The organism is Vibrio sp. 2132-1, from assembly GCF_033344315.1.
In genome coordinates this window covers 15,249-30,762 of the sequence record NZ_JAWPON010000030.1, presented here as the reverse complement: position 1 = coordinate 30,762, position 15,514 = coordinate 15,249, and the positions used below count along the sequence as shown (strand labels likewise).

At 45.6% G+C, this 15,514-nt stretch carries 11 protein-coding genes and 1 pseudogene; 11 read left to right on the top strand and 1 reads right to left on the bottom strand.

The window, feature by feature from the left end; genetic code table 11:
* The 9 genes and pseudogenes from R8N47_RS22505 to rpoC form a co-directional block, all read left to right on the top strand.
* Positions 1-96 (top strand): annotated as a pseudogene (locus tag R8N47_RS22505) (elongation factor Tu); the annotation flags it as partial.
* Positions 97-362: 266 nt separating this feature from the next.
* Entirely contained in the window at positions 363-743 is a 381-nt protein-coding gene (gene secE, locus R8N47_RS22500) for a preprotein translocase subunit SecE (RefSeq protein ID WP_005384680.1), read from the top strand.
* Between the two features lie 13 nt (positions 744-756).
* Entirely contained in the window at positions 757-1,305 is a 549-nt protein-coding gene (gene nusG, locus R8N47_RS22495) for a transcription termination/antitermination protein NusG (protein WP_005384681.1), read from the top strand.
* 164 nt (positions 1,306-1,469) lie between these two features.
* Positions 1,470-1,898: a 50S ribosomal protein L11 gene (gene rplK / locus R8N47_RS22490; RefSeq protein WP_005384682.1), complete on the top strand. Its 429-nt coding sequence runs from the start codon at positions 1,470-1,472 to the stop codon at positions 1,896-1,898.
* A gap of 4 nt (positions 1,899-1,902) precedes the next feature.
* The gene (rplA, locus tag R8N47_RS22485) at positions 1,903-2,604 is read left to right on the top strand and encodes a 50S ribosomal protein L1 (protein ID WP_005384683.1); all 702 of its coding nucleotides are present in this window, start codon (positions 1,903-1,905) and stop codon (positions 2,602-2,604) included.
* Between the two features lie 293 nt (positions 2,605-2,897).
* On the top strand, positions 2,898-3,392 hold the full coding sequence (gene rplJ, locus R8N47_RS22480) for a 50S ribosomal protein L10 (RefSeq protein WP_005382538.1): 495 nt from the start codon (positions 2,898-2,900) through the stop codon (positions 3,390-3,392).
* A gap of 57 nt (positions 3,393-3,449) precedes the next feature.
* Complete coding sequence (gene rplL, locus R8N47_RS22475; RefSeq protein WP_005382540.1) at positions 3,450-3,818, top strand: 50S ribosomal protein L7/L12; 369 nt, start codon at positions 3,450-3,452, stop codon at positions 3,816-3,818.
* Between the two features lie 252 nt (positions 3,819-4,070).
* Positions 4,071-8,099 carry a DNA-directed RNA polymerase subunit beta gene (gene rpoB / locus R8N47_RS22470; protein ID WP_064354397.1) on the top strand — a complete coding sequence of 1,343 codons (4,029 nt, stop codon included), beginning with the start codon at positions 4,071-4,073 and terminating at the stop codon, positions 8,097-8,099.
* A 104-nt stretch (positions 8,100-8,203) separates the two neighbouring features.
* Positions 8,204-12,406, top strand: a complete 4,203-nt coding sequence (gene rpoC / locus R8N47_RS22465; protein ID WP_005382514.1) for a DNA-directed RNA polymerase subunit beta' — start codon at positions 8,204-8,206, stop codon at positions 12,404-12,406.
* A 172-nt stretch (positions 12,407-12,578) separates the two neighbouring features.
* Here the strand turns inward: rpoC and R8N47_RS22460 are convergent, their stop codons facing one another.
* Positions 12,579-13,070 (bottom strand): Rsd/AlgQ family anti-sigma factor, encoded by a 492-nt coding sequence (locus R8N47_RS22460; protein WP_005382515.1) that lies wholly within the window; start codon positions 13,068-13,070, stop codon positions 12,579-12,581.
* A gap of 177 nt (positions 13,071-13,247) precedes the next feature.
* Between R8N47_RS22460 and nudC the strand changes: the two genes are divergently transcribed.
* Complete coding sequence (gene nudC / locus R8N47_RS22455) at positions 13,248-14,045, top strand: NAD(+) diphosphatase (RefSeq protein ID WP_017821797.1); 798 nt, start codon at positions 13,248-13,250, stop codon at positions 14,043-14,045.
* Between the two features lie 247 nt (positions 14,046-14,292).
* The gene (gene hemE / locus R8N47_RS22450) at positions 14,293-15,360 is read left to right on the top strand and encodes a uroporphyrinogen decarboxylase (protein ID WP_005384692.1); all 1,068 of its coding nucleotides are present in this window, start codon (positions 14,293-14,295) and stop codon (positions 15,358-15,360) included.
* The last annotated feature ends 154 nt before the right edge of the window (positions 15,361-15,514 follow it).

Genomic DNA, 15,514 nt, shown 5'->3' with positions numbered 1-15,514 from the left:
ATCGCACCAATCGCAATGGACGAAGGTCTACGTTTCGCGATCCGTGAAGGTGGCCGTACAGTAGGTGCTGGTGTTGTTGCTAAGATCTTCGACTAATTCATAGCGAATTAGCGATGCTTTCGGAAAATCTTGAATTAGATTTGACGAACCAGTAGCAAAAAGGGCATCATTTGATGCCCTTTTTCTGCACTCAACATTATTTTTGCTGTTTTCTTGTTCAGAAGTGGGTTGGGCGCAGAGCAAGATTAAGCAAAGAGGCTTAATCTTAAGAAGAGTACGCTGATTTTTTCAGCGATATGGAGTTTGCCCTGCAACAGCGGGGTTGTTGTCGTCTATATTAAGACTTGTAACAGGTTGGTTTTATGAAAGCAAATAATGCTGAAACTCCTGATAGCTCAAACGCAGCAGATACGTTTAAGTGGGTAGCCGCTTTCGTATTGGCAGCTGCCGCTGTTGTGGGTAATTACCTGTATGGTGAAATGTCTGTAGTGGTTCGTGCTGCAGGCGTTGTTGTTCTTATTGCAGCTGCCTTAGGCGTTGCAGCAACAACGACTAAAGGTAAAGCAGCGATCAGTTTTGCAAAAGAATCTCGTATGGAAGTACGTAAAGTTGTTTGGCCTACTCGCCAAGAAACCATGCAAACAACACTGATCGTTTTAGCTGTAAGTATTGTAATGGCTCTAGTGCTATGGGGTATTGACGGAATTATGGTTCGTCTAGTAGCTCTAGCAACTGGGGTATAGAGGGTTTTTATTCATGAGTGAAGCTCCAAAAAAACGCTGGTATGTGGTTCAAGCCTTCTCTGGATTTGAAGGTCGTGTAGCTCAATCTCTGCGCGAGCATATCAAAATGCACGGCATGGAAGAGCTATTCGGTGAAGTACTGGTTCCTACTGAAGAAGTAGTGGAAATGCGCGCGGGTCAGCGTCGCAAATCTGAGCGTAAGTTCTTCCCAGGTTACGTCCTTGTTCAGATGATTATGAACGATGAATCATGGCACCTAGTACGCAGTGTGCCGCGTGTCATGGGCTTCATTGGTGGTACCTCAGACCGTCCGGCACCTATCACGGATAAAGAGGCTGACGCGATTCTTAATCGTCTTGAGAAAGCGAGTGAAGCGCCTCGTCCGCGTACAATGTACGAAGCGGGTGAAGTGGTACGTGTTAACGAAGGTCCATTTGCTGACTTCAACGGTACTGTTGAAGAAGTGGATTACGAGAAGAGCCGCCTGAAAGTGTCTGTATCGATCTTTGGTCGTGCGACACCAGTTGAGCTTGAATTTGGTCAGGTTGAAAAGCTGGACTAAGACTCTTCGTTAAAGAGTATAAAAAATCACCTTTTTAGGGTTGTATAAGGCGCGGATTATGACTATAATTTCGCGCCTTTTTACTTCAAGTGAAGTAAAAAGTTTCTTACACAAACGGGGAGCTGATCCGCGATTAGCGTTTGTACCCAAACTTAGGAATTATCATGGCTAAGAAAGTTGAAGCTTACATCAAGCTACAAGTTGCTGCTGGTATGGCTAACCCTAGTCCACCAGTAGGTCCTGCACTAGGTCAACACGGTGTGAACATCATGGAATTCTGTAAAGCGTTCAACGCAAAAACAGAATCTATTGAGAAAGGTCTACCAACTCCAGTAGTTATCACAGTATACAGCGACCGTTCTTTCACGTTCGTAACTAAGACTCCACCTGCTGCTGTTCTTCTTAAGAAAGCTGCTGGCGTTAAGTCTGGTTCAGGTCGTCCAAACACTGAAAAAGTTGGTACTGTAACTGACGCTCAAATCCAAGAAATCGCAGAAACTAAAGCTGCTGATATGACTGGTGCTGACATCGAAGCGATGAAGCGTTCTATCGCTGGTACTGCTCGTTCAATGGGCCTAGTGGTAGAGGGTTAATAAGATGGCAAAACTAACTAAGCGCATGCGCGTAATCCGCGAAAAAGTTGACGTAACTAAAGAATACGAAATCAACGAAGCTGTTGCTCTTCTTCAAGAACTAGCGACTGCTAAATTCGTTGAGTCTGTAGACGTTGCTGTTAACCTAGGCATTGATGCTCGTAAATCTGACCAGAACGTACGTGGTGCAACTGTACTACCTCACGGTACTGGCCGCGAAATCCGCGTTGCAGTGTTCACTCAAGGTGCTAACGCTGAAGCAGCTAAAGAAGCTGGCGCAGACATCGTAGGTATGGAAGATCTTGCTGAGCAAGTTAAGAAAGGCGAAATGAACTTTGACGTAGTTGTTGCTTCTCCAGATGCAATGCGCGTTGTAGGTCAACTAGGTACTATCCTAGGTCCTCGCGGTCTTATGCCAAACCCTAAAGTTGGTACTGTAACTCCTAACGTTGCTGAAGCAGTTAAAAACGCTAAAGCTGGTCAGGTTCGTTACCGTAACGACAAAAACGGCATCATCCACACTACTATCGGTAAAGCAAACTTCTCTGCTGAGCAGATCAAAGAGAACCTAGAAGCACTTCTAGTTGCTCTGAAGAAAGCTAAGCCATCTTCAGCGAAAGGTACTTTCCTGAAGAAAGTAAGCATCTCTACTACTATGGGTGCTGGTGTTGCTGTTGATCAGGCTAGCCTGAACACTCAAGCATAATTTATTTGCTTAGGCGCAAAATTAGTGTATAATTTTGCGCCTAATATTTGTGGTTGGGGCTGAACTTTGGTTCTTTGAACTGTCTCCTAGTTCGAAATGAATTAAGACCCAGTCTCCGTCCAAGACCGTAGGTGTTTGTGTAAAAGCAAACTTAATTATCCTACGTAGATGGTGCCCGAACTGACAGAAAGCTCTATGTAATATAGTTAACTTTCTTCTGGGGAAGCACCTCAATAGCTCTCACTGTCGTGATGATAGTGAGTGGTGTAACGACAACCAGGAGTAAATCCAAGATGGCTTTAAACCTTCAAGACAAAAAAGCAATTGTTGCTGAAGTCAACGAAGCTGCCAGTGGTGCACTTTCTGCAGTTGTAGCTGATTCTCGTGGCGTTCAAGTTGGCGCGATGACTTCTCTACGTAAACAAGCTCGTGAAGCTGGCGTTTACATGAGAGTTGTTCGTAACACTCTTGCTCGTCGTGCGGTTGAAGGTACTGAGTACGAGTGTCTAACTGACACTTTCACTGGTCCTACTCTAATCGCATTCTCTAATGAGCACCCAGGTGCTGCAGCGCGTCTTTTCAAAGACTTCGCTAAAGAGAACAAAGATTTCGAGATCAAAGCTGCTGCATTTGAAGGCGCTTTAACTGACGCTGAAGTACTAGCAACACTACCAACTTACGACGAAGCAATTGCACGCCTAATGATGTGCATGAAAGAAGCTTCGGCTGGCAAGCTGGCGCGTACTATCGCAGCTATCCGCGATCAAAAACAAGAAGCAGCGGCATAAGCCTTGCTTTTTACTGGTTGCTTAATAAACTTATTGTTGACTTAAAAGAGAATTGTTATGTCTATTACTAACGAGCAAATCCTAGACGCAGTTGCAGAAATGTCTGTAATGCAAGTTGTTGAACTAATCGAAGCAATGGAAGAGAAATTCGGTGTTTCTGCTGCTGCTGCTGTTGTAGCTGGCGGCGCTGCTGCAGGCGAAGCTGCTGCTGAGCAAACTGAATTCGACGTAATCCTAGAAGCTGCAGGCGGTAACAAAGTTGCTGTAATCAAAGCAGTACGTGGCGCAACTGGCCTAGGTCTTAAAGAAGCTAAAGCTCTAGTAGACGGCGCTCCAGCACCTCTTAAAGAAGGTGTTGAGAAAGCAGAAGCTGAAGCTCTTAAAGCTCAGCTAGAAGAAGCTGGTGCAACTGTTGCTGTTAAGTAATTATTGCATAGTTTCTTAGCCTAACGGCTAATTGGCTGGTGGTTTTTTAACCACCGGCCTTTTTGCGCTGTAGGGTATAGGCGAATTTTCCCGCTGTTTAAGCGCCTGATATCCATGCAAAAAACATTTCATTCTTACGAAATGAAATGTCACTACAGTAAACAGCTATATTAGTCACTGTCCCTTACCCCCCTTAAGTAACTAGGAGCGGGCGGACAGTTTGGGTCACTTATCAGCGAGCTGAGGAACCCCATGGTTTACTCTTATACCGAGAAAAAGCGCATCCGTAAGGACTTTGGTACTCGTCCACAAGTTTTGGACATTCCATACCTGCTATCGATCCAGCTCGATTCGTTCGACAAATTTATCGAACAGGATCCTGAAGGTCAATACGGTCTTGAAGCCGCTTTCCGTTCTGTATTCCCGATTCAGAGCTACAACGGCAATTCTGAGCTGCAATACGTTAGCTACCGTCTTGGTGAGCCAGTTTTTGACGTTAAAGAATGTCAAATCCGCGGTGTAACTTACTCAAAGCCACTACGTGTAAAACTACGCCTAGTTATCTTTGATAAAGACGCGCCAGCAGGTACTGTAAAAGACATTAAAGAACAAGAAGTCTACATGGGTGAAATTCCGCTCATGACAGACAATGGTACCTTCGTAATCAACGGTACCGAGAGGGTTATCGTATCCCAGCTGCACCGAAGCCCAGGCGTGTTCTTCGACAGCGATAAGGGTAAGACCCACTCTTCAGGTAAAGTTTTATACAACGCACGTGTTATTCCTTACCGTGGTTCATGGCTTGATTTCGAGTTTGATCCTAAGGATAACTTGTACGTTCGTATCGACCGCCGTCGTAAGCTACCAGCATCGATCATCCTTCGAGCACTAGGTAAGTCGACAGAAGAAATCCTAGATATCTTCTTCGAGAAAGTGAACTTCGAAGTGAAAGACCAAACTCTATTGATGGAGTTGGTTCCGGATCGTCTACGTGGTGAAACTGCGTCATTCGACATCGAAGCAAATGGTAAAGTTTACGTTGAGCAGGGTCGTCGCGTAACAGCTCGTCATATCCGCCAACTAGAAAAAGATGGCGTTGATCACATCGAAGTACCAGTTGAGTACATCGTTGGTAAAGTTGCATCTAAAGATTACATCAATGAAGCAACTGGCGAGATCATTGTTAACGCTAACCAGGAAATCAGCCTGGAAGCATTAGCGAACCTATCTCAGGCAGGCCACAAAGCGCTAGAAGTTCTATTTACGAACGATCTAGACCACGGTCCATTCATGTCAGAAACATTACGTATCGACAGCACGGTTGATCGTATTTCTGCATTGGTAGAAATCTACCGCATGATGCGCCCTGGTGAGCCGCCAACAAAAGAAGCTGCAGAAGCTCTATTCGAAAGCCTATTCTTCTCTGAAGAGCGTTACGATCTATCGACTGTTGGTCGTATGAAGTTCAACAGCTCTATCGGCCGTGAAGATGCTCAAGAGCAAGGCACACTTGATGAAACTGATATCATCGAAGTGATGAAGAAGCTGATCGCGATCCGTAACGGTAAGGGCGAAGTGGACGATATCGACCACCTAGGCAACCGTCGTATCCGTTCTGTAGGCGAAATGGCTGAGAACCAGTTCCGTGTAGGTCTAGTACGTGTTGAGCGTGCAGTTAAAGAGCGTCTAAGCCTAGGCGATCTTGACGCAATCATGCCTCAAGACTTGATCAACGCGAAGCCAATTTCTGCGGCAGTTAAAGAATTCTTTGGCTCTTCACAGCTTTCGCAGTTCATGGACCAAAACAACCCGCTATCAGAAGTAACGCACAAGCGTCGTATTTCTGCATTGGGTCCTGGCGGTCTAACTCGTGAACGTGCTGGCTTCGAAGTACGTGACGTACACGTAACTCACTACGGTCGTCTATGTCCTATCGAAACGCCTGAAGGTCCAAACATCGGTCTGATCAACTCTCTATCTGCGTTTGCGCGTTGTAACGAGTACGGTTTCCTAGAGACACCATACCGTCGCGTTGTAGATGGCGTAGTAACAGACGAAGTAGATTACCTATCTGCAATCGAAGAAGGCCAATTCGTTATCGCACAGGCGAACGCTAAGCTAAACGAAGATGGTACTTTTGCAGATGAGCTGATCACAGCTCGTCAGAAAGGTGAATCTGGTCTACACCCTCGTGAGCACGCTCAGTACATGGACGTTGCGACAAACCAGGTTGTATCTATCGCTGCATCGCTTATCCCGTTCCTAGAACACGATGATGCGAACCGTGCATTGATGGGTGCGAACATGCAACGTCAGGCAGTTCCAACACTAAAAGCTGACAAACCGCTTGTTGGTACTGGTATTGAACGTAACGTAGCAGTTGACTCAGGTGTAACTGCAGTTGCTAAACGTAGTGGTGTGATCCAGTCAGTAGATGCTTCTCGTATCGTTGTTAAAGTTAACGAAGAAGAGCTAGTACCAGGTGAAGCTGGTATCGACATCTACAACCTGACTAAATACACACGTTCTAACCAGAACACATGTATTAACCAGCGCCCATGTGTGATGCCAGGTGAGCCTGTATCACGCGGTGACGTTCTTGCTGATGGTCCTTCAACAGACCTTGGTGAACTAGCGCTTGGTCAAAACATGCGTATCGCGTTCATGCCTTGGAACGGTTACAACTTCGAAGACTCGATCTTAGTATCTGAGCGCGTAGTTCAAGAAGACCGTTTCACGACTATCCACATCCAAGAACTGACTTGTGTGGCGCGTGATACTAAGCTTGGTTCTGAAGAGATTACAGCGGATATTCCAAACGTAGGTGAGTCTGCTCTATCTAAACTAGACGAGTCAGGTATCGTTTACATCGGTGCTGAAGTTAAGGGTGGCGACATCCTAGTTGGTAAAGTAACGCCTAAAGGTGAAACTCAGCTAACGCCTGAAGAGAAGCTACTACGTGCAATCTTCGGTGAAAAAGCATCTGACGTTAAAGATACTTCACTACGTGTACCTAACTCTGTATCAGGTACGATCATCGACGTTCAAGTCTTTACTCGCGATGGCGTAGAGAAAGACAAGCGTGCGCTTGAAATCGAACAGATGCAGCTTAAAGAAGCGAAGAAAGACCTAACTGAAGAATTCCAGATTCTTGAGGGCGGCCTTCTAAACCGTGTTAAAGCTGTATTGATTGAAGGCGGTTACTCTGAAGCGAAACTAGACACAACTGATCGTAAGAAGTGGCTAGAACTAACGCTAGAAGATGACGCACTACAAACTCAGCTTGAGCAACTTGCTGAGCAGTGGGATGAGCTAAAAGCCGACTTCGATAAGAAGTTCGAAACTAAGCGTCGTAAGATCACTCAAGGTGATGATTTAGCACCTGGTGTACTGAAGATCGTTAAGGTTTACCTAGCGGTTAAACGTCGCATTCAGCCTGGTGATAAGATGGCGGGTCGTCACGGTAACAAGGGTGTAATCTCTAAGATCAACCCTGTTGAAGACATGCCATACGATGAGAAAGGTCAGCCTGTAGACATCGTACTTAACCCACTGGGTGTACCTTCGCGTATGAACATCGGTCAGATCCTAGAAGTACACTTAGGTCTGGCAGCGAAAGGTATCGGTGACAAGATCAACCAGATGGTTAAAGAGCAGCAAGAACTAGCGAAATTCCGCGAGTTCCTACAAAAAGTTTACGATCTAGGCGACACTCGCCAGAAAGTAGACATTGCTTCTCTATCTGATGATGAAGTACGTACTCTGATCAAGAACTTGCGTGGCGGTCTACCAATCGCGACTCCTGTATTTGATGGCGCTCCAGAAGAGTCAATCAAAGCACTTCTTGAGCTAGCAGATCTACCAACATCAGGTCAGTTAACACTGTTTGATGGTCGCACAGGTGATGCGTTTGAGCGTCCTGTAACTGTTGGTTACATGTACATGCTGAAACTGAACCACCTTGTTGATGACAAGATGCACGCTCGTTCAACTGGTTCGTACAGCCTAGTAACTCAGCAGCCACTAGGTGGTAAAGCTCAGTTCGGTGGTCAGCGTTTCGGTGAGATGGAAGTATGGGCACTAGAAGCATACGGTGCTGCTTACACGCTACAAGAAATGCTAACGGTTAAGTCGGATGACGTTAACGGCCGTACTAAGATGTACAAGAACATCGTAGACGGTAACCACAGCATGGAACCTGGCATGCCAGAATCGTTCAACGTACTGTTGAAAGAGATCCGCTCGCTAGGTATCAACATCGAGCTAGAAGACGAAGAGTAATCCTTTTCTCTCTTGATGAAAGTCGAGAGAATCAAAGCGATTATTTGGAAGAAGGTGCTCACTTTAGCGAGTGAGCTCCTTTTAACTCCTTACAGGAGCTGATTGTGAAAGACTTATTAAACTTTCTAAAAGCACAGCATAAGACCGAAGAATTTGATGCAATCAAAATCGGTCTATCTTCACCAGACATGATCCGTTCATGGTCTTTCGGTGAAGTTAAAAAACCTGAAACGATCAACTATCGTACGTTCAAACCTGAACGCGATGGTCTGTTCTGTGCGCGTATCTTTGGTCCAGTTAAAGACTACGAATGTCTTTGTGGTAAGTACAAGCGCCTGAAGCACCGTGGTGTTATCTGTGAGAAGTGTGGTGTAGAAGTTACACAAACTAAAGTTCGTCGTGACCGTATGGGCCACATTGAACTGGCTTCACCAGTAGCTCACATCTGGTTCCTAAAATCGCTACCGTCTCGTATCGGTCTACTAATGGATATCCCTCTACGTGATATCGAACGCGTTCTGTACTTCGAAATGTACGTAGTAACAGAGCCTGGTATGACTGATCTAGAAAAAGGTCAGATGCTTACTGAAGAAGAGTATCTAGATCGTCTAGAAGAGTGGGGCGACGAGTTCACTGCTAAGATGGGTGCGGAAGCTATCAAGGACCTACTAGGTTCTATGGATATGCACGCTGAAGCAGAACAAATGCGTGAAGAGTTAGAGACAACAAACTCTGAAACTAAGCGTAAGAAAGTAACTAAGCGTCTTAAGCTGGTAGAAGCGTTCATCGCATCGGGTAACAACCCTGAGTGGATGATCCTAACTGTACTTCCAGTACTTCCGCCAGATCTACGTCCTCTAGTACCTCTAGATGGCGGTCGCTTTGCGACTTCTGATCTTAACGATCTATACCGTCGTGTGATCAACCGTAACAACCGTTTGAAGCGTCTTCTAGAGCTAGCTGCTCCGGACATCATCGTACGTAACGAAAAACGTATGCTGCAAGAGTCTGTTGATGCGCTACTAGATAACGGTCGTCGTGGTCGTGCGATCACAGGTTCTAACAAGCGTCCTCTGAAATCTCTTGCTGATATGATCAAGGGTAAACAAGGTCGTTTCCGTCAGAACCTTCTAGGTAAACGTGTAGACTACTCTGGCCGTTCTGTAATCACAGTAGGTCCATACCTTCGTCTACACCAGTGTGGTCTTCCTAAGAAGATGGCACTTGAGCTATTCAAACCATTCATCTACAGCAAGCTAGAGACTCGTGGTCTTGCGACTACAATCAAAGCTGCTAAGAAAATGGTAGAGCGTGAAGAAGCGGTCGTTTGGGATATCCTAGACGAAGTAATCCGTGAACACCCAGTACTATTGAACCGTGCACCGACACTTCACCGTCTAGGTATCCAGGCGTTCGAACCAGTACTGATCGAAGGTAAAGCGATTCAGCTACACCCACTTGTTTGTGCGGCGTACAACGCGGACTTCGATGGTGACCAAATGGCGGTTCACGTACCTCTAACTCTAGAGGCACAGCTTGAAGCTCGTACTCTGATGATGTCGACAAACAACATTCTGTCGCCAGCGTCAGGTGATCCGATCATCGTACCTTCTCAGGACGTTGTATTGGGTCTGTACTACATGACTCGTGAAAAGATCAACGTGAAAGGTGAAGGCATGTACCTTTCTGGCCCAGAAGAGGCTGAGAAAGCATACCGCACTAAACAAGCTGAGCTTCACGCACGCGTTAAAGTACGTATTACAGAAACTGTTGTAGACGAAGATGGCAACAGCACTACAGAAACCAAGATGGTAGACACCACTGTTGGTCGTGCAATGCTATGGCAAATCGTGCCAGCTGGTCTACCGTACAGCATCGTTAACCAAAAGCTAGGTAAGAAGCAAATCTCTAACCTACTTAACGAGGCGTACCGTAAACTAGGTCTGAAAGACACAGTAATCTTCGCTGACCAAATCATGTACACAGGTTTCGCATACGCGGCACTTTCTGGTGTATCTGTTGGTATCGACGATATGGTTGTACCTGCAGCTAAGTACACTGAAATCGCAGAAGCGGAAGAAGAAGTACGTGAAATCCAGGAACAGTACCAATCAGGTCTTGTTACTGCGGGCGAACGCTACAACAAAGTTATCGATATCTGGGCATCGACCAACGACCGTGTTGCGAAAGCAATGATGGAAAACCTTTCATCTGAAACGGTAGTTAACCGTGACGGTGAAGAGGAACAGCAAGAGTCATTCAACAGCATCTATATGATGGCGGACTCGGGCGCTCGTGGTTCTGCAGCACAGATTCGTCAGCTTGCGGGTATGCGTGGTCTGATGGCGCGTCCAGATGGTTCAATCATCGAAACGCCGATCACAGCGAACTTTAAAGAAGGTCTAAACGTACTTCAGTACTTTATCTCAACGCACGGTGCTCGTAAGGGTCTTGCGGATACGGCACTGAAAACAGCGAACTCGGGTTACCTAACTCGTCGTCTAGTAGACGTTGCTCAAGACGTTGTTGTAACTGAACATGACTGTGGCACTCACGAAGGTGTCGACATGATGCCTCACATCGAGGGTGGTGATGTTAAAGTTGCACTTTCTGAGCTTGCTCTTGGTCGTGTTGTTGCTGAAGACGTACTAAAACCTGGCACTGAAGACGTTCTTATTCCACGTAACACCCTGATCGATGAGAAATGGTGTCAAATCATGGAAGAGAACTCAGTAGACAGCATGAAAGTGCGCTCTGTAGTAACGTGTGATTCTGACTTCGGTTGTTGTGCACAATGTTACGGTCGTGACCTAGCACGTGGTCACCTAGTGAACCAAGGTGAAGCAGTGGGTGTTATTGCTGCTCAGTCTATCGGTGAGCCAGGTACACAGCTAACGATGCGTACGTTCCACATCGGTGGTGCGGCATCGACAGCAGCGGCAGAGAACAGTGTTCAAGTTAAGAACAACGGTTCTATCAAGCTACACAACGCTAAATCTGTATTGGCTGATGACGGTAAGATCGTTATCACTTCTCGTGCGACAGAGTTAACTATCGTTGATGAGTTTGGTCGTACTAAAGAGAAGCACAAACTGCCTTACGGTACGCTACTAAGCAAAGGCGATGGTGATACAGTTCAAGCTGGCGAAACAGTTGCAAACTGGGAAGCGCACACACTACCTATCATTACTGAGGTAGCAGGTCGCATCCAGTTCGTAGATATGATCGACGGCGTAACAGTATCTCGTCAAACTGATGACCTAACTGGTCTATCTTCAAGCGAAGTAACTGACCCAGCAGCTCGCCCTTCAGCAGGTAAAGATATGCGTCCAGCTATCAAACTTGTTGACGAGCAAGGTAACGATGTAATGATCCCTGGTACTGATATGCCAGCTCACTACTTCCTACCTGGTAAAGCGATTGTGAACATCGAAGATGGCGCAGCAGTAGGTGTTGGTGCAACACTAGCACGTATTCCTCAGAAGTCTGGCGGTAACAAAGATATCACCGGTGGTCTTCCACGAGTTGCTGACCTATTTGAAGCACGTAAGCCGAAAGAGCCTGCAATCCTTGCTGAGCACACAGGTACTGTGAGCTTTGGTAAAGAGACGAAAGGTAAACGTCGCCTAGTGATCACACGTGAAAGCGGTGAAGCTTACGAAGAGATGATTCCTAAGCATCGTCAGTTGAACGTATTCGAAGGTGAAAAAGTTGAACGTGGTGATGTGATCGCAGATGGTCCAGAGTCTCCACATGACATCCTACGTCTACGTGGCGTACACGCGGTAACGCAGTACATTGCTAACGAAGTACAGGAAGTTTACCGTCTACAAGGCGTTAAGATTAACGATAAGCACATTGAAACTATCGTTCGTCAGATGCTACGTAAGTGTACTATTACTCACTCTGGTGACTCTGAGTTCCTACCTGGTGAACAGATTGAGTACTCACAAGTTAAGATTGCTAACCGTAACCTAGAAGCTGAAGGCAAAGAGCCTGCACGTTTCGAACGTGAACTACTAGGTATTACTAAAGCATCTCTAGCGACTGAGTCGTTCATCTCTGCGGCATCGTTCCAGGAGACAACTCGCGTACTAACAGAAGCTGCGGTTTCTGGTAAGCGTGATGACCTACGTGGTCTGAAAGAGAACGTAATTGTTGGTCGTCTGATCCCAGCTGGTACTGGTTTCGCATACCACCAAGAGCGTCAAGCTAAACGTTCTGAAGCGCAAGATGGTCCTTCTGCTGAGCAAGCAACGGATAACCTAGCGGCACTTCTAAACGCTGGTTTCTCTTCTGAAGAGTAAGTCATATAACGAGTAATCGTTAAAAGCTTAAGAAAAAGGCACCTTCGGGTGCCTTTTTAGTTTTTATACTACTTTGTTCTTCCGGTGGGATTTTCGATAAAGCTAGAAACAAAAAAGACCGACGATGATCGTCAGTCTTTTCTCTCACTCTATTTCTGAATGTTTGCAAATACTAAGCTCCAGGTGGCATAGACAGGCTTTCTGCGATTTGCTGTATCAGATAGTCCTCGACTTCAAAGCGAGTCTCAAGAATTTCCCCAATGAGACACATATCAGAATCGAAATCATTTAATTCATCATCTTCAGTCACTTCTGAGTACTTATCGTTAAAGTTCAATAATGGTTCAGTCGTTAGAACAATTTGACCATAGGTTTGATTGATCTCATTAGTCACGACAAAGCCGGTTGCTTTCCAACGGTCCATAACCATGTCATAAATTTTAAAGTGGCCTTCGGAGATGTAATCAACGAGGTGCTGACAGAAATCCTGCAGTTCGGAAGGAGATGGGAGTTCAATAACATTGGTTTTCGAACAAGGTTGCAGCGCTGCAAGCTTACAATATTCAACAATCAGGGATTGTCGTGTCTCTAACCAGTGATCAATGACATCACTTGAGCCACCCCACTGGTCTTGTGTTTGTTTGAATTTTCTTAGCATGACCATGCCCTCATGATCTGATCGCCCATCGGCGAACGTATCCTTTGCAAAGCAAAGTTAGTAAAGTTATTACAAACTCTTGTCCTTACTAGAATTTAGAGTGCACATTTACTTAACGATAAACTCTAGTATGAAATTAGATTGCCAGTAAAATGAACGAACTTCAAGCAAAGGGATGGTGTAATGTTAAGAAAAGGTGATGTTAACCGCGCGATAAATGCATACTGGTGTGTTGTTGCAGGAAGTGAAATTTGGCTGGTGGATGGTGCTGTGCCCTTCGGGTCTGCAGAGCAGTTATCACTGCCAGTAACGAGTGCAAGACCCATTGGTGAGTATTCTGGTTCGCCCGTCATGTGGCTTAACTTGGCCGATTTAGAGCATGATCTACCTTTAGTATCCCTGCGTGACTGCCTGCATTTTCCTGAGCCATTATTTATGTTGTTAAGTAAAGCTGTGCAATATGGGCACATGACGCAAAGTTTGCGCTTTTGCCCACAGTGTGGAGGAAGAAACTTTCTTAATAATAACCAGTTAGCCATGCAGTGTGGTGAATGTCGCACCCTTCATTATCCTAGAATATTTCCGTGTATTATCGTTGCTGTACGTAAAGAAAATCAGATTTTATTAGCCCAACATCCAAGGCATCGAAATGGTATGTATACGGTTATTGCTGGCTTCTTAGAAGTCGGTGAGACATTAGAAGAGTGTGTGGCTCGAGAAATTCATGAAGAAACGGGAATTCTCGTTAAAAATATTCGCTACTTTGGCAGCCAGCCTTGGGCTTTCCCATCCAGTATGATGATGGGGTTTTTAGCTGACTATGAATCCGGAGAGTTAAGTCCAGACTACACTGAGCTGTCTGATGCACAATGGTTTGGTATCGATGAGATGCCGCCTGTTGCGCCTAAAGGAACGATTGCAAGAGCACTTATCGAACAAACGCTGAAAGATATAGACTCTAATTATCTGATAAATAGATAAAAAAAACCCTCCGAGAGGGAGGGGGTAAGTAAGATGTCGTTATGAGATGCTGAGTACTAAGTACTCAGTTTATAATTGTAGTTTTCGCTAGCGAACAAATTTTTAACACTGATACCGATTGGGTGCAAATTAAGCATTGATTTAAAAGTTAATAACTTGATCCAGGTTGCAAAGCACACAGCTATTGGACTTAAATCAGTGATAGAATACCCCCTTTCACAGAAAGCCTAACAGTTGGAATTACGGAATGACTGAATTAAAAAATGATCGTTATCTGCGTGCGCTTTTAAAAGAGCCGGTAGATTACACGCCAGTATGGATGATGCGCCAGGCAGGTCGTTACCTACCAGAATACAAAGCGACTCGTGCAGAAGCGGGTGATTTCATGTCTTTGTGTCGAAATGCAGAATTAGCATCCGAAGTGACACTTCAACCATTACGCCGTTTTCCTCTTGATGCCGCGATCTTATTCTCGGACATCTTAACGATTCCAGATGCAATGGGGCTTGGTTTGCGTTTTGCTGCGGGTGAAGGACCTGTTTTTGATAACCCAATTACATGCAAAGCCGACGTGGAAAAAATTGGTTTGCCAGATCCTGAAGGTGAACTGCAATACGTAATGAACGCAGTACGCCAGATCCGTAAAGACCTGAAGGGTGAAGTGCCGCTGATTGGTTTTTCTGGTAGCCCTTGGACTCTTGCGACGTACATGATCGAAGGTGGTAGCTCTAAAGCGTTTACCAAGATCAAGAAGATGATGTACGCGGAACCACAAACTCTGCACCTACTTCTAGATAAGCTGGCAGACAGCGTTATCGAGTATTTAAACGCGCAAATTAAAGCGGGTGCGCAATCGGTAATGGTATTTGACACATGGGGTGGCGTACTAACGCCTCGTGATTACAATCTGTTCTCACTGCAATACATGCACAAGATTGTAGATGGTCTGATTCGTGAAAACGACGGTCGTCGCGTGCCAGTCACACTGTTTACTAAGAATGGCGGCATGTGGCTTGAGCAAATCGCAGCAACGGGCTGTGATGCGGTTGGTCTAGACTGGACAATCAACATTGCAGACGCGAAAGCACGTATCGGTGATAAAGTGGCGCTGCAAGGTAACATGGACCCATCAATGCTTTACGCTTCACCAGAGCGTATCCGTGAAGAAGTCGCGGGTATTCTAGAAGGTTTTGGTGATGCAGGTACTGGTCATGTGTTCAACCTAGGTCACGGTATCCATTTGGATGTGCCGCCAGAAAACGCGGGCGTATTTGTGGAAGCGGTACACGAGCTATCTAAGCCATACCACAAGTAAGTTAGATCTTTTGAAATCAAATGCCGGCATTCAGTGCCGGTATTTTTTTGCCTAAAATTCATTTTTTCTATCTGAGACTCAAGGCTGTACAGCTCTAGTAGTATTTGGCCTACCATGATCTAATTACTACTCTAGCTGTACATTAGACATTAAA

Coding starts and splice junctions, on each gene's coding strand:
- secE (WP_005384680.1), top strand. CDS start 363: ATGAAAGCAAATAATGCTGAAACTCCTGATAGCTCAAACGCAGCAGAT.
- nusG (WP_005384681.1), top strand. CDS start 757: ATGAGTGAAGCTCCAAAAAAACGCTGGTATGTGGTTCAAGCCTTCTCT.
- rplK (WP_005384682.1), top strand. CDS start 1,470: ATGGCTAAGAAAGTTGAAGCTTACATCAAGCTACAAGTTGCTGCTGGT.
- rplA (WP_005384683.1), top strand. CDS start 1,903: ATGGCAAAACTAACTAAGCGCATGCGCGTAATCCGCGAAAAAGTTGAC.
- rplJ (WP_005382538.1), top strand. CDS start 2,898: ATGGCTTTAAACCTTCAAGACAAAAAAGCAATTGTTGCTGAAGTCAAC.
- rplL (WP_005382540.1), top strand. CDS start 3,450: ATGTCTATTACTAACGAGCAAATCCTAGACGCAGTTGCAGAAATGTCT.
- rpoB (WP_064354397.1), top strand. CDS start 4,071: ATGGTTTACTCTTATACCGAGAAAAAGCGCATCCGTAAGGACTTTGGT.
- R8N47_RS22460 (WP_005382515.1), bottom strand. CDS start 13,070: ATGGTCATGCTAAGAAAATTCAAACAAACACAAGACCAGTGGGGTGGC.
- nudC (WP_017821797.1), top strand. CDS start 13,248: ATGTTAAGAAAAGGTGATGTTAACCGCGCGATAAATGCATACTGGTGT.
- hemE (WP_005384692.1), top strand. CDS start 14,293: ATGACTGAATTAAAAAATGATCGTTATCTGCGTGCGCTTTTAAAAGAG.